The 20,985-nt window shown below is 73.4% G+C and carries 18 protein-coding genes; 9 read left to right on the top strand and 9 right to left on the bottom strand.

Going from position 1 to position 20,985, the window contains the following annotated elements:
• Positions 1–60 precede the first annotated feature (60 nt).
• The 5 genes from IEZ11_RS52605 to IEZ11_RS37715 all read left to right on the top strand — a co-directional run bounded on the left by IEZ11_RS52605 (position 61) and on the right by IEZ11_RS37715 (position 5,030).
• Positions 61–156 carry a putative leader peptide gene (locus IEZ11_RS52605; RefSeq protein ID WP_373295022.1) on the top strand — a complete coding sequence of 32 codons (96 nt, stop codon included), beginning with the start codon at positions 61–63 and terminating at the stop codon, positions 154–156.
• 66 nt (positions 157–222) lie between these two features.
• Positions 223–1,440 carry an LLM class flavin-dependent oxidoreductase gene (locus IEZ11_RS37730; protein ID WP_189267513.1) on the top strand — a complete coding sequence of 406 codons (1,218 nt, stop codon included), beginning with the start codon at positions 223–225 and terminating at the stop codon, positions 1,438–1,440.
• A gap of 20 nt (positions 1,441–1,460) precedes the next feature.
• Entirely contained in the window at positions 1,461–2,834 is a 1,374-nt protein-coding gene (locus IEZ11_RS37725) for an NtaA/DmoA family FMN-dependent monooxygenase (protein ID WP_189267512.1), read from the top strand.
• On the top strand, positions 2,831–3,913 hold the full coding sequence (locus IEZ11_RS37720; protein ID WP_189267511.1) for an LLM class flavin-dependent oxidoreductase: 1,083 nt from the start codon (positions 2,831–2,833) through the stop codon (positions 3,911–3,913). The genes IEZ11_RS37725 and IEZ11_RS37720 overlap by 4 nt, the downstream gene beginning before the upstream one ends.
• Positions 3,906–5,030 carry an MsnO8 family LLM class oxidoreductase gene (locus IEZ11_RS37715; protein ID WP_189267510.1) on the top strand — a complete coding sequence of 375 codons (1,125 nt, stop codon included), beginning with the start codon at positions 3,906–3,908 and terminating at the stop codon, positions 5,028–5,030. The genes IEZ11_RS37720 and IEZ11_RS37715 overlap by 8 nt, the downstream gene beginning before the upstream one ends.
• 3 nt (positions 5,031–5,033) lie before the next feature.
• Here IEZ11_RS37715 and IEZ11_RS37710 read toward each other — a convergent pair whose 3' ends face one another.
• From IEZ11_RS37710 to absR1, 6 genes are all read right to left on the bottom strand, one after another.
• Complete coding sequence (locus tag IEZ11_RS37710) at positions 5,034–6,104, bottom strand: phosphotransferase enzyme family protein (protein WP_189267509.1); 1,071 nt, start codon at positions 6,102–6,104, stop codon at positions 5,034–5,036.
• A complete protein-coding gene (locus IEZ11_RS37705; RefSeq protein ID WP_189267508.1) occupies positions 6,101–6,862 on the bottom strand; it encodes an ABC transporter ATP-binding protein in 762 nt (253 codons plus the stop codon). The genes IEZ11_RS37710 and IEZ11_RS37705 overlap by 4 nt, the downstream gene beginning before the upstream one ends.
• Entirely contained in the window at positions 6,859–7,614 is a 756-nt protein-coding gene (locus IEZ11_RS37700) for an ABC transporter permease (RefSeq protein WP_229713610.1), read from the bottom strand. Before IEZ11_RS37700 ends, IEZ11_RS37705 begins: the two co-directional genes overlap by 4 nt.
• Positions 7,615–7,619: 5 nt before the next feature.
• Complete coding sequence (locus IEZ11_RS37695; RefSeq protein ID WP_189267506.1) at positions 7,620–8,657, bottom strand: ABC transporter substrate-binding protein; 1,038 nt, start codon at positions 8,655–8,657, stop codon at positions 7,620–7,622.
• Positions 8,658–8,774: 117 nt separating this feature from the next.
• A complete protein-coding gene (locus IEZ11_RS37690) occupies positions 8,775–9,677 on the bottom strand; it encodes an ABC transporter substrate-binding protein (protein ID WP_229713609.1) in 903 nt (300 codons plus the stop codon).
• A gap of 596 nt (positions 9,678–10,273) precedes the next feature.
• Entirely contained in the window at positions 10,274–11,353 is a 1,080-nt protein-coding gene (absR1, locus tag IEZ11_RS37685; RefSeq protein WP_189267504.1) for a beta-glucuronidase AbsR1, read from the bottom strand.
• A 94-nt stretch (positions 11,354–11,447) separates the two neighbouring features.
• Here absR1 and IEZ11_RS37680 point away from each other — a divergent pair, with 94 nt between their 5' ends.
• A complete protein-coding gene (locus tag IEZ11_RS37680; protein WP_189267503.1) occupies positions 11,448–13,184 on the top strand; it encodes a LuxR family transcriptional regulator AbsR2 in 1,737 nt (578 codons plus the stop codon).
• Between the two features lie 90 nt (positions 13,185–13,274).
• Here IEZ11_RS37680 and IEZ11_RS37675 read toward each other — a convergent pair whose 3' ends face one another.
• Positions 13,275–15,878 carry a CHAT domain-containing protein gene (locus tag IEZ11_RS37675; protein ID WP_229713608.1) on the bottom strand — a complete coding sequence of 868 codons (2,604 nt, stop codon included), beginning with the start codon at positions 15,876–15,878 and terminating at the stop codon, positions 13,275–13,277.
• A gap of 111 nt (positions 15,879–15,989) precedes the next feature.
• Between IEZ11_RS37675 and IEZ11_RS37670 the strand changes: the two genes are divergently transcribed.
• From IEZ11_RS37670 to IEZ11_RS37660, 3 genes are read left to right on the top strand one after another with little or no spacing between them, the layout of a single operon-like run.
• Complete coding sequence (locus tag IEZ11_RS37670) at positions 15,990–17,432, top strand: S8/S53 family peptidase (RefSeq protein WP_189267502.1); 1,443 nt, start codon at positions 15,990–15,992, stop codon at positions 17,430–17,432.
• Between the two features lie 35 nt (positions 17,433–17,467).
• Positions 17,468–18,067 (top strand): RNA polymerase sigma factor, encoded by a 600-nt coding sequence (locus IEZ11_RS37665; protein ID WP_373295021.1) that lies wholly within the window; start codon positions 17,468–17,470, stop codon positions 18,065–18,067.
• Positions 18,064–18,558 (top strand): hypothetical protein, encoded by a 495-nt coding sequence (locus IEZ11_RS37660; RefSeq protein ID WP_189267501.1) that lies wholly within the window; start codon positions 18,064–18,066, stop codon positions 18,556–18,558. The genes IEZ11_RS37665 and IEZ11_RS37660 overlap by 4 nt, the downstream gene beginning before the upstream one ends.
• 231 nt (positions 18,559–18,789) lie before the next feature.
• Here the strand turns inward: IEZ11_RS37660 and IEZ11_RS37655 are convergent, their stop codons facing one another.
• Together IEZ11_RS37655 and IEZ11_RS37650 are read right to left on the bottom strand one after the other, a co-directional pair.
• Positions 18,790–20,064, bottom strand: a complete 1,275-nt coding sequence (locus IEZ11_RS37655) for a cytochrome P450 (RefSeq protein ID WP_189267500.1) — start codon at positions 20,062–20,064, stop codon at positions 18,790–18,792.
• Between the two features lie 58 nt (positions 20,065–20,122).
• Positions 20,123–20,914, bottom strand: coding sequence for an N-formylglutamate amidohydrolase (locus tag IEZ11_RS37650; protein ID WP_189267499.1), 792 nt, complete (start codon positions 20,912–20,914; stop codon positions 20,123–20,125).
• Positions 20,915–20,985 lie beyond the last annotated feature (71 nt).

The following is a 20,985-nucleotide window of genomic DNA, read 5'->3' as shown; positions in this document are numbered from 1 at the left end:
AAACCGGTCTGTTGTGACTCACGACGAGACGTACGCGGAGCCGGCCGGGAGGTATGGGACATGCCGTCTGTCCTCAGCCCCAGCCGCCGTACCGTCCTGCACTCCCGGCCGCACATCGACCTCCAGCGCGTGGCTGGCGCGCTCTGTTGCTCCTGACCAGTCGTCCCCGCAGCGCCCCCGTCTCCGGCGCGCCCTCGTACGGACCCTCAGGAAGGCACCACTGTGTCCTCGTCTCCCGCTTCCCACCTTCATCTCGCCGTCGCCCTGGACGGCACCGGCTGGCACCCCGCCTCCTGGCGCGAGCCGGTCGCCCGGCCGCGTGAGCTGTTCACCGCCGGCTACTGGGCCGGCCTGGTCGCCGAGGCCGAGCGCGGTCTCGTCGACTTCGTCACCATCGAGGACGGCCTCGGCCTCCAGTCCTCGCACCACGGCGAGCCGGACGGCCGCACCGACCAGGTCCGCGGCCGCCTGGACGCCGTCCTGATCGCCTCCCGGATCGCACCCCTGTCCAGCCACATCGGCCTGGTGCCGACGGTGATCGCCACTCACACCGAGCCGTTCCACATATCCAAGGCGATCGCCACCCTGGACTACGTCAGCACCGGCCGCGCCGGGCTGCGGGTGCAGATCTCCGCCCGCCCGCACGAGGCGGACCACTTCGGCCGGCGCGCCTTCCCGCCGATCGACCTGGCGGAACTGCGCTCCCCGGCCGGCCAGGAGCGGCTCGCCGAACACTTCGACGAGGCCGCCGACCACGTCGAGGTGGTGCGCAGGCTCTGGGACAGCTGGGAGGACGACGCCGAGATCCGGGACGCCGCCACCGGCCGCTTCATCGACCGCGACAAGCTCCACTACATCGGCTTCGAGGGCCGCCGGTTCAGCGTCAAGGGCCCCTCCATCACCCCGCGCCCGCCGCAGGGCCAGCCGCTCGTCACCGCCCTCGGCCACCAGACCGTCCCCTACCGGCTGATCGCCCGCCAGACCGACGTCGGCTACGTCACCCCGCAGGACAGCGCCGACGCCCGCGCGATCGTCGCCGAGATCCGTGCCGAGCAGCAGGCCGCCGGACGGGCCGGCGACACCGTGCACGTCTTCGGCGACCTCGTGGTCTTCCTCGACGACACCCCGGCCGCGGCCGCCGCCCGCAAGGAGCGCCTCGACGCCCTCGACGGCGGCGCGTACACCGGCGATGCCCGGATCTTCACCGGGACGGCGGCCGAACTCGCCGATCTCCTGGAGGAGTTCGCCGCCGAGGGCCTTTCCGGCTTCCGGCTGCGGCCCGCCGTGCTCGGCCACGACCTGCCCCGCATCACCGCCGACCTGGTCCCCGAACTCCAGCGTCGCGGCCGCTTCCGCACCGCCTACGAGGCGGACACGCTGCGCGGCCTGCTCGGGCTCGCCCGCCCCGCCAACCGCTACGCCGTCGCTGCCACCGCCTGAGCCGGAAGGACCGCACTCCCATGAGCAAGCCGCTGAAGCAGATCCATCTGGCCGCGCACTTCCCCGGTGTCAACAACACCACCGTGTGGAGCGACCCGGCCGCCGGCAGCCACATCGAGTTCAGCTCCTTCGCCCACTTCGCGAAGACCGCCGAACGCGCCAGGTTCGACTTCCTGTTCCTCGCCGAGGGCCTCCGGCTGCGCGAACAGGGCGGAAAAATATACGACCTGGACGTCGTCGGCCGCCCCGACACCTTCACGATCCTCGCCGCTCTCGCCGCCGTCACCGAACACCTCGGACTGACCGGCACCATCAACTCCACCTTCAACGAGCCCTACGAGGTGGCCCGCCAGTTCGCCAGCCTCGACCACCTCTCCGGCGGCCGGGCCGCCTGGAACGTGGTCACCTCCTGGGACGCCTTCACCGGCGAGAACTTCCGGCGCGGCGGCTTCCTGCCGCAGGACGAGCGCTACTCCCGGGCCAAGGAGTTCCTCGCCACCGCCAACGAGCTCTTCGACTCCTGGCACGGCGACGAGATCCTCGCCGACCAGGCCACCGGCGCCTTCCTGCGCGACGCCGGAGCCGGCTCCTTCGTGCACCAGGGTCCCCAGTTCGACATCCACGGCCAGTTCAACGTGCCACGCTCGCCGCAGGGCCGCCCGGTCATCTTCCAGGCCGGCGAGTCCGACGAGGGCCGTGAGTTCGCCGCGTCCAGTGCCGACGCGATCTTCAGCCGGTACGCCACCCTCGACGCCGGCCAGGCCTTCTACACCGACGTGAAGTCCCGCCTCGCCAAGTACGGCCGCGCGCCCGGCGAACTGCTGATCCTGCCCGCCGCCAGCTTCGTCCTCGGCGACACCGACGCGGAGGCCGAGGAGATCGCCCACCAGGTGCGCCGTCAGCAGGTCAGCGGCGCCACGGCCCTCAAGCACCTGGAGTTCGTCTGGAACCGGGACCTGTCGTCGTACGACCCGGAGGGGCCGCTGCCCGACGTCGACCCGCTGGTGAGCGAGGAGCACATCTCCCGCGGGCGTGCCCAGGTCAGGATGTACCGCGACCCGATCGCCATCGCCCGCGAGTGGCGCGAGCTCGCCGAGGCCAACAAGTGGTCCATCCGCGACCTGGTGATCAACACCGGCAACCGGCAGACCTTCGTCGGCTCCCCGGCCACCGTCGCCCGCACCATCGACGACTTCGTGCAGGCCGACGTCTCCGACGGGTTCATCCTGGTCCCGCACATCACCCCCGGCGGCCTCGACACCTTCGCCGACACGGTCGTCCCGCTCCTCCAGGAGCGGGGCGTCTTCCGCACCGAGTACGAGGGCACCACCCTGCGCGACCACCTGGGCCTGGCCCACCCGGACGAGAAGCGGAGCGAGCGGGTGGCGTCGTGAGATTCCTGGCGATCACCCTGATCGTGCACCGGCCGGATCCGGTCACGGGGAGACAGAAGTCCACCCATGACCGGTTCCGTGAGGTCCTCGACAACGCCGTGCTCGCCGAGGAGCTGGGCTTCGACGGCTTCGGGGTGGGGGAGCGGCACGAGCGCCCGTTCATCTCCTCCGCGCCCACCGTGGTGCTCAGCCATGTCGCCGCGCTCACCCGGCGGATCCGGCTGTTCACCGCGGTGACCACGCTGAGCCTGCTGGACCCCGTCCGGGCGTACGAGGACTACGCGACCCTCGACCATCTCTCCGAGGGCCGCCTCGACCTGATCATCGGCAAGGGCAACGGCACCGCCCAGCGGGAGCTGTTCCAGGTCACGCCCGAGGACCAGTGGGACCGCAACGCCGAGAGCTACCAGGTGTTCCGGCAGCTGTGGCGGCAGGACAGGGTGACGGCGAGGACCCGGTTCAGGCCGGAGCTGACGGACGCCGAGGTCTGGCCACGCCCCTACCAGCGGCCGGTCCGCGTCTGGCACGGCAGCGCCACCAGCAAGGAGTCCGTCGACCTCGCGGCCCGCTACGGCGACCCGCTGTTCTCCGCGAACGTCACCAACCCCGTCGAGCCGTACGCCGAGCTGATCCGCCACTACCGGGAACGCTGGGAGTACTTCGGCCACGACCCGGCGGACATCGCGATAGGCGCGGGTACCGCGGGCCTCCTGGTGGCGCCCACCACCCAGCAGGCACTGGCCGCCTACCGCCCGGTGTTCGAGGCGAACCTGGCCTTCTTCCGCCGGGCCGGACTGCCGGTCGTCTTCGAGACCCTGGAGGACTTCGTGGCGCGCAGCTCGGCGCTGATCGGCAGCCCGCAGCAGGTCATCGAGAAAGTGCACCGCTACCACGAGCAGTTGGGGCACACGGTCCTGCACCTGCACGCCGACGCCGGCGGACTGACGGACACCCAGCACCGCGACTCGCTGGAGCTCTTCCAGTCGGCGGTGGCCCCGGTGCTGCGCAAGGACATCCCCGACCCGCCGTTCCCGTGGGCACCCGTACACCCGGCCGCCGAGGAGCCCCCACATGTCTGACATCCCGCTCGGTGTCCTCGACCTGGTGCCGGTGCCGAGCGGTGCCACCGCCGCCGACGCCCTGCGCAACTCCGTCGAACTCGCCCAGCGCACCGAGGAGTTCGGCTACGCCCGGTACTGGTTCGCCGAGCACCACCTCAACCCGGGGGTGGCCGGCACCTCCCCCGCGGTGGTCCTGGCGGCCACCGCCGCCGCGACCTCCACGATCCGGCTCGGCTCCGGTGCCGTACAGCTCGGACACCGCACCGCGCTGTCCACGGTCGAGGAGTTCGGCCTCCTCGACGCCCTCCACCCGGGCCGCCTCGACCTGGGCCTGGGCCGCTCCGGGGGCCGCCCGCCCGGGGAGAAGGCGGCCACGCCGACCGCGACTCCGGTGATCGACGGCCGGGCACCCAACGGACTGGTCGTCCCGCCCCGGTTCTCCTTCGCCCGGCTGCTCGGCTCCCCGCGGCTCGCGCTCCATCGCAAGCTGCTCCTGCTGCCGAACGCCGAGTCCCAGGACTACGCCGAACAGATCGACGACATCCTCGCGTTGCTGGCCGGGACCTACCGCACCGAGGACGGCGTCGAGGCCCATGTCGTTCCCGGCGAGGGCGCCGAGGTCGAGGTGTGGATCCTCGGCAGCAGCGGCGGCGAGAGCGCTCGGGTCGCGGGTGAGCGAGGCCTGCGGTTCGCCGCCAACTACCACGTCAGCCCGGCCACCGTGCTGGAGGCCGTGGACGGCTACCGCGCGAGCTTCCAGCCCTCGGACGTCCTCGACAAGCCGTACGTCAGCGTGTCCGCCGACGTCGTGGTCGCCGAGGACGACGCCACCGCCCGTGAACTCGCCACCGGCTACGGTGCCTGGGTCCGCAGCATCCGTACCGCCGAGGGGGCCATCCCCTTCCCGACCCCCGAGGAGGCCCGGGCGCACGTCTGGACGGACGAGGACCGGGAACTGGTCCAGGACCGCCTCGACACCCAGTTCGTGGGCAGCCCGCGGCATGTCGCCGACCGCCTGGAACAGCTCCAGGAGGCCACCGGCGCCGACGAGTTGCTCATCACGACGATCACCCACGACCAGGCCGACCGGGTCCGGTCGTACGAACTCCTCGCGCAGGAGTGGCGTCGGCGCTGAGGCTCATACCTGGGCGGCCACCAGCTCCAGCAGCCGGTGGCCCGCCGGTCCCGCGAACCACTCGGCATGGCCGACGTAGTACTCGTACGCCAGCCGGGCGTTGGCCGGTGACCGGGTGACGCCATGGAAGTAGTCCAACTCGGACAGGGCGAACTCGGCGTGGACCAGCGGGAGAAGGGCGGGCAGCGCCTTCGACTCGGCCGCGGTGAGCGGGCGTACCGACTGATAGCCCCGGAGCAGCGCGATCGCGTGTTCCTCCTGCACCGGACGGCCGGGGTCCAGCCACTGCACGGTGTTCCGCTCCAGCGCCGTGGCCAGGTCGTGCACGGCGGTGGTGCGGTCGCTCATGCCGAAGTCCAGCACGGTGGCGACCTCGCCGTCCTCGTCCCAGAGGAGGTTGGAGGCGTGCCAGTCGTTGTGGGTCCACAGGGGACCGAGCGCCGGGAGGTGCGGAGCCAGCCGCTCATGGTGCGGCAGCAGCACGCGGCGGGTGTCCTCGCGCCAGGGGAGGTCCGCCAACGCCGTTGCCAGCCGCGGTCGTTCGGACAGGTACGTGTCCAGCGCGGCCCAGGGGTCCGGGGCCGCGAAGACGGTGAAGGAGGCGACCAGCGGCTGCGGTGCGCGGCGCGGAGCGGCGAAGTCCGCCGCCGCCAGGTGCAGCCGGGCCAGCGCCTCGCCCGCCGACCGGGCATGCGCCGTACCGAGGAACGGCGACCAGGACAGCGCGTCCCGGTACAGGTCCCTGCCGGTCCCGGCCGAGTGGACCTCGTAGGTCCACTCGCCGCGCTCCACCAGGTCCAGGACCTCCACCACGGGCGCCCCGCGCTCCCGCAGATGACGCAGGAAGGCGTGCTCCTCCGCCAGGCCCCGCGGGGTGCGGACGGTGACGTGGTGCCGTTTCACGAACAGCCGCCGCTCCTCCCGTACCACGACGGCCGCCGCGGACAGCGGGCGCGGACTGCGCCACACCACCCGGGCCGGGCCGGTCACGGCCGTGACCTCGGCGTCGGTCAGCGGCGGCCAGTCCGGCTCCACCGGCTCGCTGCCCAGGCCGTGGGCCAGATGCGCGCTCACGCCGCCCCCACCGCCGCCGTGCCGCGCAGGGAGTCCAGGATCCGGCGTTCCGTGGCCGCGAACTGCGGTGCCGTGAAGTCGTCGGCGCCACGCGGCCGGGGCAGGGGGACCTCGACCCGGTCCACCACGGTGGCCGGGCGCGGGGACAGGACGTGGACGGTGTCGGCGAGCAGGACCGACTCCCGGATGTCATGGGTGACCAGGACGACCGTCCAGCGGTGCCGCTGCCACATGCCGGCCAGCCACAGCTGCATCTCGGTGCGGGTCAGCGAGTCCAGCGCGCCGAACGGCTCGTCGAGCAGCAGCACCGGCCGCTCCAGGACCACCGTGCGCAGCAGCGCGGCCCGCTGCCGCATGCCTCCGCTGAGCTGCGAGGGATACGCCTGCTGGAAGCCGTCCAGGCCGAAGTCGGCGAACAGCGCGTCGGCCCGTGCCCGCGCCTCCTTCTTCCGCACCCCCTGTGCCTCCAGGCCCAGCGCGGTGTTGTCGAGGACCGTCCGCCACGGGAACAGCAGGTCCTTCTGCGGCATGTAGGCGACCTTGCCGGACGCCACCCCGGCCGGCTCGCCCTCCACCAGCACCCGTCCGGAGGTCGGCCGGTCCAGCCCGGACACCAGGTTGAACAGGGTGCTCTTGCCGCTGCCGCTGGGTCCGATGACGGCGGCGAACTCACCCGGCTCCACTATGAGTTCGAGATCGCGCAGGACGTCGAGGTCCCCGAACGACTTGCTCACCCGCTCGACGGCGAGACCGCTCATGACCGCCGCTCCTTCCGCTCCCAGGGCAGCACCAGCCGCTGCAGCAGACAGGTCGCCCCGAACAGGGCGATGCTCAGCGCGGCGGTCACGGCCACCGCCGCGAAGACGAGGTCGGTGCGGAACGCGCTCTTCTGCGCCTGCAGGTAGATCCCGAGCCCCGACTCGGCGCCCGCGTACTCGGCGAACACCGCGCCGACCACGGCATAGGTGATGCTCACCCGGAGCCCGGCGAAGAAGTACGGCATCGCGCTCGGCACCCGCACCAGCCGGAACGCCCGCCACCGCCCGGCGCCGAGCGAGCGCAGCAGCCGCATCGCCTCCCGGTCGGTCGCCGCGAACCCGGCGGCCAGGTTGGCGGCCAGCGGGAAGAACGTCGTCAGCGTCACCACCAGCATCTTGGGCAGCAGCCCGAACCCGAACCAGATGATCAGCAGGGGCGCCACGGCGACGACCGGGATCGTCTGCGAGGCGACAAGGAGCGGGTACAGGCCCCGGCGGGCGGCGGCGGAGAAGTCCAGCACCACCGCCACCAGCCAGGCCGCCGCGAACGACAGCGCGAAGCCGAGCAGTGTCTCCTGGAGCGTGGGCAGTGTCTGGTCCCACAGGTCCCGGCGGTTCAGCCAGCCCTGCTCGGCCACCCGGGCGGGGGAGGGCAGCGTGGTCGGGTCGACGCCGGCCGTCGTCACGTACAGCTGCCAGCCGCCGACGACCACGGCCAGCACCAGCAGGGGCGGCCACAACGACCGCAGCACGGGCCTCACCTGGCGGCCGGGAGGTAGGTGTTGGTGAAGAACGCCGAGGTGTCCGGCGCCTTGGTCAGCTTCCTGCCGTTCGCGTCGACGAGCAGCCCGGCGCCGTACTCGAAGTCGGCGAAGGCCTTCCAGCGGGCCGCGCTCTGGGTGCCGATCGAGCCGTCCGTGCCCTTGTAGTACTCCTTGGCCAGCAGCCGCGAACTCTCCTTGACCAGCTTGGTATTGGTGAGCACGCTCTTGTTGGCGGCGATGAGGAGACCGGCGGCCCGGTCGGGGTTGGCGGCCGCGTAGCGGTAGCCCTTGTCGACGGCCGCGAGGAACTTCCGTGCCACCGCCGGGTTCTTCTTCAGGAACCGGTCGGAGGACGCGATCAGTGTGGAGTAGATCGCCGGGAAGCCGTAGTCGGAGAGCTGGAAGTCCTTCAGCGGCTTCCCGCTGAGCTTCGCCTCCAGTCCCTCCCAGGTCGGCATCGGCATCGCGAAGTCCGCCTTGCCGGCGTACAGCGCCGCGTACGCCGAGGTGTTGAGGGTGACCTGCCTGAAGTCGCCGGTGCCGCCCGCGTTCCTGATCACCTTCTGCAGCAGCGGCTTCTCGTAGGGGGCGCCGAACCCGGCGTACGTCCTGCCGTCGAGGTCCTTGGGCGAGGTGATGTCGGTGCGGTCGGCGCGCACGGACACCGTCACGTCCGTCTTCTGGGTGACCGCGTAGACGGAGGTGATGTCCTGGCCGGCCGCGCGGGCCGTGGTGACGCCCTCCTGGTAGGAGATGCCGAAGTCGGCCTTGTGGCTCGCGATCAGCGTCTCGGGCGCGGTCGAGCCGTAGGGGACGATCTTCAGGTCGATCCCGGCGTCCTTGAACCAGCCCTTGGCCTGGGCGACGTAGATGCCGGTGTGGTTGGTGTTCGGGGTCCAGTCCAGGGCCAGGGTGACCGTGGTGGTGCCGTCCTCGGCGGCGGCCGTGGAGTCGGCGTCGGCCGAGCAGGCTGTGGTGACGGCGAGCAGTGTCAGGGCGGCGAGGGCCGACAGCGCGGTGCGGCGGAGCATGGTGGAGGGTCCTTCTTGCGGGGGAACGGAGCCGGGCGGCGGTGCGGAGCGGTCAGGCCCGACACAGCGCGCTGTCCACCCGCTTGAAGTCGACGGCGAGCCGCCGGGTGAGCAGGGTCATGCGGCCACGTCCAGCAGGCTGTTGGTGAAGGACCGCTGCCAGCCGTGGTCGTGCGCGATGGCGCCGTTCTCGGCGAGCCAGTGCGCGTAGGGACCCATCCGGCCCTCGTCGATCACGCCCCAACGGCCCTGCGGGTCCGTCCACGTCGGCGCGATCAGGGCGAGGGAGCGGGCGATGAGCGGCCGCGGGAAGTACGGGATGACCCGCTCCAGCATCTCCAGGGTGGCCTCGGGCCGCCCGGCCGCGGTGGCGTATCCACGGGCCGTCACGGTCAGGAAGTCCCGCACCAGGGACGGCTGTTCGTCGCGCAGCCGCTCGCTCGTACCCAGCAGGTAGCTGTGGTAGCGGGGCGCGCCTATCTCGTCGACCGGCCAGGTCAGCCGGCTGTCCTCGGGCAGGTCGCCGCGCAGGGCGTCCCAGGACCAGTAGTTGCCGAAGGTCGCGTCCGCCTCGCCCGCCTCGATGTCGTCCACCGTCAGCTCGCGGCTGCCCGCGTCGACCGTGACCACCGCGTCGGGGTCGCCGCCGTCCGCCGCCACCAGATGACGGACCATGGCCCGCCCGCGCGGGGTCGGGTTGTAGGCGAGACGCCGGCCGGCCAGGTCGCGGGGGCGGATGATGCCGGTCGAGGTGGTGGTCTGGATCGCCTCCAGTCCCCGGTGGTTGACCGCGGCGACCGCGACCAGCGGCTGACCGAGCGCCGCGCGCCGGGCGAGCAGGCGGTTGGGCGGAAAGATCCCGAAGTCCACCTCGCCTCGGGCCAGATACTCCAGCGTGTCCCCACGCCCCGGATCCTGCACCACCAGTTCGACGTCCAGACCGGCCGCCGCGTACCAGCGTCGGGCACGGGCGACGTACAGACCGGCAGAATTGGGCCATGGGTGGAAATAGTCGAGCATGACCCGTATATGCGGCATGGGGGTACTCCGGAGGCAGTGTGCGCGGGGGCGCGAGGACGAGCGGGGTGCGGAAGGCGGGGGAGGTCGCGGTCAGCGGGACCGGCGACAGCACGTGCGACGACAACAGGAGCGGGCAGCGTGGTGCTCCACCGTGGGCTGCGGCTCGACTGCTGTGGACACGTGGACTCCTACGCGGGGCGCAAAGCGCTGCTGGTGCGGTCGGCGTCCCCATGGGGACCGTGCCCGCCGGAGCGGCACACGGATCCCAGACGCCCTCTCAGCCCGGTCGGGGAGGGGCTCCCGCGTAGATGGCCGAAACCATAACCGCAGCTCCCGCGTCCCGCGCAAGCAGGGTCCGCAATGTGGGACGCCGTTGACCGGCAAGTGAGACGTCCGGTTCGCGAGCCACCGGAACGGCCCGCCGCCGGGTGCGGGTGCGTCGTGGCCGGTCGCGCGGTTCCCCGCGCCCCCGGGCAGGTGTTCCGGCGTCTCCGGCGTGGTCGTGGCACGTATCCCTCCCCCGAAGGCTACGTGCCACGACCTCTTCCCCCGGTGCCGGACAGTGGTCGTCCGACCTCCGCGTCGCGGCCGTGCTGTCACCAGCACATGACCGCTGTCTCCCCGGATCCCCATGCCGAGTGGAGACGGACGCGGACGAAGTAGCGGCGGCCCTTGACGAGCCGGACCCTGATCCCGGTGTTGTGCGGGGTGCCTCCGTCGTCGTGGCCGGCGAGGTAGCGCGGTTCCCCGTCACGCTCCTCGAAGACCACGACGACGGAGTCGCTCTCCCCGAAGGTGCCCACGTTGTAGACGCGGGTCTCCGGCGGCTCCACGGCGAAGTCGGCCTGCTCGCCGGGGCCCAGACCGAGCGGCGCCGAGCGGAACGGCACCAGCGCCGCCGGCGGCCCGGCCGGCGGATACCAGCGGAGCACGAACTCCTTGTCGGCCGGGGACAGCGACCCCGGCGGGTGAAGACCGTTGTGATAGTGCTCCGGCTCCAGGATCAGCCCCGGACCGAAGGGGTACTGCATCACGGACCGCGGGTCCCACACCGCACCGTTGGCCTCCGACGGGTCCAGCCTGCGCAGGATGTTGAGGTCCGTGCGGTCCCGGCTCCAGTGGTTCGGCGGTCCGGCGAGGTCGGCGTAGACCGCCTCGTCGTCCCAGTGGACGCCCGCGAACGGGCTCTGGTGCTCGTGCCGCATGCCGAGCGCGTGCCCGATCTCGTGCAGGGCCGTCCAGCGCCCGTCGGGTTCCGTCAGGTCCCAGCCCAGGTTCATCGTGCGCTCGCCCAGGCCGACCGAGAGCGCGTCCCGGCCCACCGCCGACCAGGATCCGTCTCCCTGCTGGAAGCCGATCCGCAGCTCCGCCTCGCACCGGTCGGGGACCTCGGCGAACACCACCCCGATGCCCAGGTCCTGCCACTCCCGGAAGCACTCGCGCACCACGTCCCGCTGCTCCTTGGCACCGGCCCACGGCACCCGGCGGGTCTCCGCGGTCCCCGGGACCGGGATCACCGAGGCGTCGGTGTCGGCGTCGAAGAAGTAGTAGTGCAAGGTCGTGCCGTTGACCCACATCCGCCGCCCGCCGACGAGCGCGCCGAGCCGCTCGGCGGCCAGTCCCGGTGCGAACTCCGGGGCCGACTGCCGCGGAAGCGAGCAGTAGCGTCGGGTCATGCGCCCAGACTGCCGTTCGACCCGGCCGGGCACCTGAGTCGGAAGCTACTCAAGTCCCCCTGTATCAGAGCTGAGTAACGCGACTCATACTCACGTGACGACTTACGAACGGGACGCGCGAACCCTCGAACTGCCCTGGCCGTTCACCGGCCGGGCGGACGAACTGGAGCTGGTCAGGCGGTCGTCGGTGGCCGGCCGGCAGGGTGTCGTCGTGACCGGCCCGGCCGGCATCGGAAAGACCCGGCTGATCACCGAGGCCGTCCGGGGCACCGACTGCGTCCGGGTGACCGGCACCCCCGAGACCAGCGCCCTTCCGTTCGCGGCGTTCGCGCACCTGCTCTCCGACCGGGCCTCGCTGCCCGGCGCGGTCCGGCACCTGTCGGGGGTGCGGCTCCTGGTCGTCGACGACGCCCACCATCTCGACGAGGCCTCGGCCGCCCTCGTCCACCAGCTCGCCGTGCACGGCCGCCCGCGCCTCGTGGTGGCCGCCGCCGACCCGGCAGCCGTCCCCGGAGCGGTCTCCCGGCTGTGGACCGGGGAACTCCTCACCCACCTCGCCCTGGAACCGCTGCCGTACGACGAGACGGCCCGACTGCTGGCCGGCGACGGCCTGGAACCGCTCACCGTGCGCCGGCTGCACCAGGTGTGCCGGGGTGATCTGCGACTGCTGCGCGACCTGCTCGGCGCGCTGCGCGAGTCCGGCGCGCTGACCCGGGTCCCGGGCACCGCTGAACGGGCCTGGCGCGGCCCGCTGCCGCTCACCCCGACCGTACGGGACCGCATCGCACCGCTGCGGGACGGGCGGGGCCCCGAAGAGCGCGACACCCTCGAACGCCTCGCCCTCGCCGAGCCGTTGCCGCTCCACCTGGACGACGGCCTGGACCTGGCCGTACTCGAACGGCTGGAGGCCGACAACCTGATCCACGTCGACGAGCGAGGAGCGGTCCGCCTCGTCCACCCCCTGCACGGCCCCGCGCTGCGGGCCTCGGCAGGGCGGCTGCGGGCCCGGCGGCTGGCCCGCACCGCCGACCGGTGCGAGCCCGCGCTGAAGGACGAGCAGAAGCAACTGGAACAGCTCATCGAGCAGTTGGACGTACGGGAGGTGCCGGCCCCGGTGGGGGAGTGGCTGGCGTCGGGAGACCTGCCCGTACCAGCCGGGTACGCGGCCGTGCGTGCCCGGTACTCGCGGCTTCGGGGGGAGCTGCGAGAGGCGGCGGCATGGGCGAGGGAGGGACTGCGGACGACGCCGGGCGACGTCTCCTGCGGTACCGAACTCGCCCTGGCCGCCGCCGACTCGGGGGAAGGTGCCGTAGTGCGCGGGGACGGGGGTCTCGCGCACTACGGCACCGTACGGCTGGGGGAGCCCGAAGCGGCGGTGGGGGCCGCGGGGCGGCTGGACGGCGTGCTCGCCCGGCACGCGCGGGCCCTCGCCCGCGGCGACGGGCCGGCCCTCGACCGGGCGGCCGAGGCACTCGCGGAGCGCGGTCTGCTGCTGTTCGCGGCGGAGGCCCATGCCCAGGCCGTCCGCGCCCACCGCGACCCGCGCGCCGCGCGGATGTCCCGCACCCGCGCGGTCGCCCTCGCCCGCCGCTGCCAGGGCGCCCGCACCCCGGCCCTGTCCGGCCTGGTCCTCGGTGAACTCACCGCCCGCCAGCGCCAGATCGTCACCCTCGCCGCCACCGGCCTCAGCAACCGGCAGATCGCCGAGCAACTGACCCTGTCCGTGCGGACGGTGGGCAACCACCTCTACAGCGCGTACACCCGCCTCGGCGCGAGCGACCGGGCGGCCCTGCCCTGGCTGACGGAACAGCCGGACCGGCAGACGGCGTGAGCGCTCCGCTGCAAGCGCCGTGATACGTCATGTGCCGAGTGCCGCGCCGTCGTGGCTGGTCGCGCAGTTCCCCGCGCCCCTTCGGGGTGCTCAGGCCGCTCCGAACGCCGCGAACGCCCAGCCCGTCGCCTGGTGGAGGGCGTCGCCGGGGAGGGCGGCGCGGGCGTCGCGCAGGGACTCCGCCAGCGACAGTCCGGCGCCCAGGCCCTTGTGCAGGGCCAGCATCAGCGGGACCACGGCCGCGTCGTTGACCGGCGCACTGCTCGCCACCACCCCGGCCGTGCCCAGTGGCAGCAACGCCGTGACCAGGCCGAGGAGTTCATCGGCGCCCACCGAGGCGAGGCGGGCCGTGTCGCAGCTGGAGAGGATGATCCGGTAGGGGCTGCGGGCGAGGCGCTCGAAGTCGTGCACGATCAGCGGGCCGTCGGTCATCCGCAACGAGGAGAAGAGCGGACTGTCCGCCCGGAACGTACCGTGCGCGGCGATGTGGGCCAGTGCGGATCCGTCCAACTCCTCCAGTACGCGGGGCACTTGCGCGCCCTCGTGCTCCAGGATCCGCGCCGTCGCGTACTGGCCCGCCACCTCGGGCACCTCCGCACCCCCGGTCGCCAGCCCCGGTCCCCGGACCAGCACATGACGGCCGCCCGGCGGCGGCTCGGTCTCCCGGGCCCGCAGCCAGCTCCCCGCCGACGGCGACACGCTGAGCACCCGCTCCCGGAGGGACGGAAGCAGGGCCCAGGGCACCCGGTGCAGCGTGCCCGGCGGGACGATCACCACCGGACCGGAGCCGAGCCGGCTCGCCGCCGCGCCCAGCAGCAGCTCCTCCAGCCGCTTCCCGGCCGCCTCCACCACCGGCAGCCGCGCCTCCGCCCCCGGGTGCGCGAGCCGGCGCAGTCCCGCCTGGACGTGCTCCGCCTCGGCGACGGCCTCCGCCAGCGCGCCGCCCGCGAACCGCCGTACCCGGCCCTGTCCGCACAGCAGGATGTGCACCCGGCCGTCCAGGACCGTGAGTTCGACCAGCCGGGCGTCGCCGAGCCGGTCCAGCAGCCGGGCCGGGTCGAAGCGGTCGCCGCCACCGGGGGCCGCACCCCGGGTGTGGTGGGTGCGGGCGCGGATCTCCCGTTCCAGGCGCCGCTGTTCACGCTCCAGGGCGGGCACCGGACGGCCCTCCCGGCGCGCCTCCTCCGCGCGCGAGGCGATCTCCCGGAACGCGGTGAGCGAGGCGAGCAGCGCCGGGTCCGCGGGCGGCCGGGTCGGAGGAGCGGCCAGGACCGTGGCCCGCAGCCGCTCGCTCCACTCCAGCAGCCGGCGCGGGCCGCCGTGCGCGAGGCTCGCCTGCTGGGCCAGCGCGGCGAGTTCGGCGCCCTGCGCGGTGGCCCGGGCCCGCAGCTCCGAGGCGCCCAGCGTCATCCGGTGGTCGTCCAGGACGTCGAGGCCGCGCCGGCACGCCTCCAGGACACCCCGGCCCGAACCGGCCGCCCGAGCCCGCAGCGCCTGTGCCGCCCAGCCCGTCATCCGGGCCAGCGGCGGACCGACGTGCCTGCCGCGCGCGGCCACCCCGAGATGCCGTTCCGCGTCCGCCGTCCAGCCCAGCGCCAGCGCGATCCGCCCGGCGAGCAGCGAGGCCTCCGACGCGGCAGGCGCGCCGAAGGAGGCCAGTTGGTCGGCGACCGCCGCCGCGTCCTGCACCAGCCGCCCCGACGCGGCCCCGCCCGCCACCCGCGCCTCGATCAGCACCAGCCGCGCATGCGTCTCCCACCAGCTCCGCCGCTGCCCCGAGAACAGCCGTACGGCCACGGCGGCGCGGGCGACCGCGGTCTGCGCGTCCCCGGTCGACAACGCGCAACGGGCGGCGGTCAGCAGCAGTTCGGCCTTGCGGGTGGACTGCCCGCCGATCCGGTCCAGGGTCGCGATCGCCGTGTCCGCCTCGGCCAGCGCCTCCGGGGCGAGACCGGCGGCCATCAGCACGTCGCAGCGCGCGATGTACAGCATGAACGGCGGCGTGCCCAGCTCGTCGTAGCGCTCCTTGGCCGCGGCCAGCAGCCGCAGCGCCGCCGGGATGTCGCCGGACCGGTACGCGGCCAGACCCCGGTTCTCCACCGCGACCGCCTTGTCGTGCTCCTGGCCCGTGGTCTCCCACAGCAGCTCCGCCGCCGTGAAGTCCGCGTCCGCCCGGTCCACCGCGCCCATCGCCAGATGCACGGTGGCCCGCACGCTCAGCGCCCGCGCGGTCCAGATGACGTCACCGGCCTGCCGCAGCACCGGTATCGCGCGCCGCAGGTCCTCCAGGGCCTCCTTGTGCCGGCCCAGCACCCACCAGACGTACGCCCGCCGGTACAGCACCCGGGCCCGGGTGTGCCCGTTGCCCCGGGCCACCCCGCGCTCGAACGCGGCCAGGCCCTGCCGGGTGCGCCCCGCGTGCACCAACGCGACCCCGAGGGTGCCCAGGACGTCCGCCTCCCGCTCCGCCGAGTCCGCGCGGGCCGCCCGGTCCCTGGCCTGCCGCAGATGGTCCAGGGCGACCCCGAGGTCCCCGAAGTCGCGCTGCCAGATGCCGATGACCTGGTGCGCGACGGACGCCTCCAGCGGTGACGGATCGGACCGCAGGACGCGCTCCGCCCGCGCCAGGGCCTCGCCGGGGGCGGCGAACACCATCGGCAGGAGTTCCGTAACCGAATCGCTTCGCGCAGTCACCCCTCGGATGGTAGTGGCCTGGGCATACATGCCCCACAGGTTTGACGCTGTATCAAGCGGCGGCCTGGCGACTCTGACTGAAGAACGCCGTTTCCGGGGGAGGGACAGGCCATGGCACCGCAGCGATTCCATGAGCAGTTCGATCAGATCCAGCGTTCCATGCCGGACGTACCACTGGCGATGGGACCGGACGACGCAGCCGAGTTCCTCTACGAGAAGGGCGTCGTCCTCGCCCGCGCCGGCGCGGAGGCACGGGTCGTCGAGGACACCGTGCGCGCGCACTTCACCGCCACCGACGGGCTCATCGCCGACCAGGTGCGCAGGGCGGGACCGGAGACCGGCCGCACCGGCGTCACCCGTATCCGGGTGGGCGACCCCGACCACGGCGACCGCACCGGCGACCTCGCCGTCGGCCACGCGCTGCGCGCCCTGCGGGAGGCCGAGGGCCGCGCCGGCCGCCGCCTGGTCAGCCGTAACCACGTCGTGTCCACCACGGGCAACGCCAACGCCTGCAACCCCTGCGAACCGCTGCCCGCCCTGCTCACCCAGACCCCCAACCCACGTCCCGTGGCCGGGAGTCACGACCCGGACACCGCCGTCAGCGTCCTGGTGATGGACACCGGTCTGGTGCACGACTACCGCTCCTACCCGCTCCTCGACCGGGTCCAGGGCGATCCGCAGCTCGCCGAGACCGACGCCGACGGCGTCCTGCAGCAGTACGTCGGCCACGGCACGTTCATCGCCGGGCTGATCGCCGCCCTCGCGCCCAACACCGACATCACCGTCACCAACACCCTGAACGACGCGGGCGCCATCCTGGAGTCCGACTTCGGGGCCAGGCTCTTCGAGGCGGTCGACGAGCACGGCTGGCCTGACGTCATCAGCCTCTCCGCCGGCACCTCCAACGGCAGCGCCGACGGACTGCTCGCCGTCGAGGCCTTCATGGACGCCCTGCGCGACCAGTCCACCCTGCTGGTCGCCGCCGCCGGCAACAACGGCAGCGCCACCTCCTTCTGGCCCGCCGCCTGCGCCGGTCTGCCCGGCTACGAGAACACGGTCCTCTCGGTCGGCGCGCTGCGCAGCGACGGCGAGTACGGCGCCTGCTTCACCAACCACGGCGGCTGGGTCAAGGTCTACGCCCCCGGCGAGCAGCTCATCGGCGCCCTGGCCGGCTTCGACGCACCCGTGCCGTACGTGTACCAGCACACCACCTATGACGCCTGCCGGTTCGGCTTCACCTACGCCTGCACCTGCCAGTACCCGCGCCACACCGGCGTGTTGACCGACACCGGGACGACCGGCCCCGGCAAACCGGACCAAGTGATGTTCGAAGGGTTCGCACAGTGGAGCGGAACATCGTTCGCCACCCCCATCGTGGCCGGCCTCGTCGCCGACCGGATGACCACGCACCAGGAGCCCGACCCGCGCACGGCGGGCAGTCGGCTCCTGGCGGACATCTCGGAGTACGCCGAGGTGCGCGGCACCCCTGTACCGGCGCTCCGCCCGGCGAGCTGGCAGCCGGTCCCGGTCGTGGGACTGGCTACGACGGCCTGAGTTCCGGAACACTCCCCTCCACGGCGTACGATGACTTGCCGTACACGAGGGGTGGGACCGTGGACCGAGCAGAGGTCGGCGCGCTGGTCCAGTCCGCCGTCGACGGCGACGCGGCGGCCTGGAAGGCGCTCGTGGAAGGGCTGAGCCCGCTGGTGTGGTCCGTGGTGCGCGCACACCGGCTCTCCGACGCCGACGGGCACGAGGTCTACCAGACCGTGTGGTTCCGGTTCGCCCAGCACCTGGGCCGGATCCGGGAGCCGGACAAGGCGGGCTCCTGGCTGGCCAGCACGGCACGCAACGAGTGCCTGAAGGTGATCCGGGGACTGACCAGGCTGCTGCCGACCGACGATCCCCAGGTCCTGGACCGGATCAGCGAGGACCGTACGCCCGAGCAGTCCCTGATCGACGCGGAGGACCAGGCCGACGAGGCCCGGCGGATCCGCATGCTGTGGCAGGAGTTCGAGGAACTCGGGGACCGGTGCAGGCAGTTGCTGCGTGTCCTGATGGCCTCGCCGCCGCCCAGCTATGTCGAGGTGTCCGCCGCGCTGGGCATCGCCGTGGGCAGTATCGGCCCGCTGCGCCAGCGCTGTCTGCGCCGGCTGCGGGCCCGGCTCGACGCGAGGGGTGCGGTATGAGCGACGACGACTTCCCGCCCGACGACGGCCTCGACGCGACCGCCGAGGGCGCCGACGGGTTCGACGCGGACCTCCTGGAGCAGGAACTGCGCGGCGCCGCCGCCGTGCTCGACCCGCTCCCGGCCGAGCTGCTCCAACTGGCCATGGACGCCTACGTGCTGCACGACCTGGAGGCCCGGGTCGCCGAGCTGACCTTCGACTCCCTGGTCGACGCCATCCCCGTCAGAGGCGTCGAGGACCCGCCCCGGATGCTGACCTTCCAGGCGGGCGCGCTGACCGTGGACGTCGAGGTCACCGGCGACGGGCTGCTCGGCCAGCTGCTGCCCCCGCAGACGGCGCGGATCGAGGTGCTCGGCGGTCCGGCGGCGGCCCGCCCGCTCACCGTCGACGGCATGGGCCGCTTCGCCAGTGACACGCCGCCCACCGGTCCGTTCGCGCTCCGGCTGCGGACGGGCCGGGACGTGATCGTGACGGAGTGGCTGCGGGCCTGAGGCCGCGCCCGCACCCCCGACCGGCCGCGCCCGCACCCCCGACCGGCGGCGCCCGCACCCCGGTCCGGCGGGGCCCGCACACTTGGCCGCGCCCCGGACCGGCAGGAGCAAGCCCCGCCGCCGGTCCGGGACCCTCGCCCGGACTCCTGGCCGCCGCGCTTCGTACGGTCGTGGACAGGCCGGACGGCCGGTGGGACGGCCCCGGTGGTCCGGTCCCGGTCCGGCCGCCGGTCACCAGGTGACGGGCAGTGTCAGCGGCCCCCGGATCATCGTCCTGCGGCGCCATTCCACCCCCTCGGCGGGCACCGTGAGGCGCAGCCCCGGCAGCCGGTCGAGGAGCGTGTCGACCAGGAGTTCGGTCTGGAGCCGGGCCAGGACCGCGCCCGTGCAGTAGTGCGTGCCGTGGCCGAAGGCGAGGTGCGGGTTGGGGTCGCGGTCCGGATCGATGCGGTCCGGACCGGGGAAGACCCGGGGATCGCGGTTGGCCGCCAGGTAGGAGACGTACACCGGGTCGCCGGCCGCGATCTTGGTGCCGTCGCCCAACTCGACGTCCTCCAGGGCGATCCGGGCGAGCCCGACCGTGCTGCGGTGCGGGATCCAGCGCAACAGCTCGTCCAGGACCGGCCCGCGCTCCGCCGGCCGGTCCCGCATCCGGGCCATCAGCTCCGGCCGCGTCAGCGTCAGGAACAGCATCTGCCCGCAGTTGTGGGTGACCGCCTCGCCGCCGATCTGCAGCGGACCGGCCAGTCCGACGGCCTCCTCCATGCCGATCTCGCCACGGGCCACCGCGGTCCCGAGCAGCGAGTACACGTCGTCACCCGGACCGTCGGCACGCGCACCCACCGTTTCGGTGATCCACCCGTACAGCCCCTGCTTGGCCGCCTCGGCGGCCTCCACGCCGCCCGAGGTGGAGATGATCTGCCGGGTCCAGGCGTGCACCCGGTCCCGGTCCGCCTCCGGCACCCCCATCACCTCGCTGACCACGGTGACCGGGAACGGCTCCAGCACCCGCGCGACGAGATCGGCGGGCGGCCCGTCCCGTACGACCCCGTCCACCAGTCCGTCGAGGATCTCCTGCGCCCGGGGCCGCAGCCGCTTCATCGCGCCGACCGTGAAGGCACCGGCGAGCGGCTTGCGCAGCCGGTTGTGGTCGGGCTGGTCGGCCCAGGCCAGCGAGCCCGGCCGGGGCCTGAAGTGCGGGGCCAGCCGGGTCACCTGGCGCCGGGTGACCTCGGCACGGCTGAACCGCGGGTCGTTGGTGACGGTCCTGACGTCCTCGTACCGGGTGGCGAGCCAAGCCCAGCCCTCGCCGTACGGCAGCCGGATCCGGGTCACCGGACCCTCCGTCATCAGGGCGGCGAGGACCGGGTCGAAGTCCGTCCCCGCCAGGTCCAGCGCGGGCCAGTCCCGTACCGGCGGCGCGGTCCCGCAGACGGCCGGGATCGGCTCCGTCGCCGCCGGCGCGGCCGTCTCCGTGGTCGTGGGCGCGGTCGTCTCCGTGGTCATGCCTCCACGGTCGTACGGCCCTCCCCCCGTGTCCTGCCGGAATGCTCCAGCCGGAGGGTCAGCGGCCCGCGGCGTCCACGAGCGCGGCCAGGGCGGCGGCGAGCCGGTCCGCTCCCGGGCCCGCCGGACCGCCGGGCTCGGTCATGTAGAGGTCCCGCCGGATCTCCACCATCAGCGCCTCGACCCGCGGGTCCGTCCCGTGGAACTCCAGCGGCACATAGGCTCCGCCGAACGGGCTGTCCAGCCCGGTCTCCCCGCACCCCGCGAAGGCCGCGCGGGCCGCCTCGGCCAGCCCGGCCGGGGTGTGGAAGGCGTCCGTGCCCAGACACACCGGCGGCCGCGGTCCCGCCCCGTGCAGCTCGTAGGGCAGCGCCCGGCTCGGATAGGAGTGCACGTCGATCACCACGGCCCGGCCGGTCGCCGCCAGCCGCCCGGCGACGGCCTCCGTCATCGCCCGGGCGTACGGCCGGAAGTACCGCTCGACCAGCGGCCCGGGGTCGGCGGACTCGTCGCGGAGCACACCCCGGTGCGTGGTCCGCGTGTACACCGCTCCCATCCCGACGGCGAGCATCTCCTCCCGCTCGTCCGGGAACCGCTCCGGGTCCACCACCAGCCGCGACAGCCGGTTCACGAACCGCCAGGGGGTCACCCCGGCCAGCCCGGCCGCGGCCCCCGCGAGCTCGGCGGTGTGCGCGTCCGTGATGTGGTCCAGCTCCCGCTCCAGCGCGGGGTCGTCGAGGACGATCCCGGCCCGTACCCCGGCCGGGATCGTCCGTGCCGAGTGCGGCACGTGCAGGATCACCGACGACCCGGCGGCTCCGGACAGGAGTTCGAACGACGGCTGGGACACGGGCGGCTCCGCGGGCGTTGTCAGTGGCAGGGTGCAGGATCAAGGTGTCACATCGACGACCGACGAGAGTG

The sequence above is a fragment of the Streptomyces fuscichromogenes genome (genome assembly GCF_014645815.1).
GTDB lineage: Bacteria > Actinomycetota > Actinomycetes > Streptomycetales > Streptomycetaceae > Streptomyces > Streptomyces fuscichromogenes.
The sequence above is the reverse complement of the archived record's forward strand: the minus strand, read 5'-3'. Positions and strand labels throughout refer to the sequence as shown.

Coding starts and splice junctions, on each gene's coding strand:
- IEZ11_RS52605 (WP_373295022.1), top strand. CDS start 61: ATGCCGTCTGTCCTCAGCCCCAGCCGCCGTACCGTCCTGCACTCCCGG.
- IEZ11_RS37670 (WP_189267502.1), top strand. CDS start 15,990: ATGGCACCGCAGCGATTCCATGAGCAGTTCGATCAGATCCAGCGTTCC.
- absR1 (WP_189267504.1), bottom strand. CDS start 11,353: ATGACCCGACGCTACTGCTCGCTTCCGCGGCAGTCGGCCCCGGAGTTC.
- IEZ11_RS37655 (WP_189267500.1), bottom strand. CDS start 20,064: ATGACCACGGAGACGACCGCGCCCACGACCACGGAGACGGCCGCGCCG.
- IEZ11_RS37715 (WP_189267510.1), top strand. CDS start 3,906: ATGTCTGACATCCCGCTCGGTGTCCTCGACCTGGTGCCGGTGCCGAGC.
- IEZ11_RS37705 (WP_189267508.1), bottom strand. CDS start 6,862: ATGAGCGGTCTCGCCGTCGAGCGGGTGAGCAAGTCGTTCGGGGACCTC.
- IEZ11_RS37690 (WP_229713609.1), bottom strand. CDS start 9,677: ATGCTCGACTATTTCCACCCATGGCCCAATTCTGCCGGTCTGTACGTC.
- IEZ11_RS37660 (WP_189267501.1), top strand. CDS start 18,064: ATGAGCGACGACGACTTCCCGCCCGACGACGGCCTCGACGCGACCGCC.
- IEZ11_RS37695 (WP_189267506.1), bottom strand. CDS start 8,657: ATGCTCCGCCGCACCGCGCTGTCGGCCCTCGCCGCCCTGACACTGCTC.
- IEZ11_RS37725 (WP_189267512.1), top strand. CDS start 1,461: ATGAGCAAGCCGCTGAAGCAGATCCATCTGGCCGCGCACTTCCCCGGT.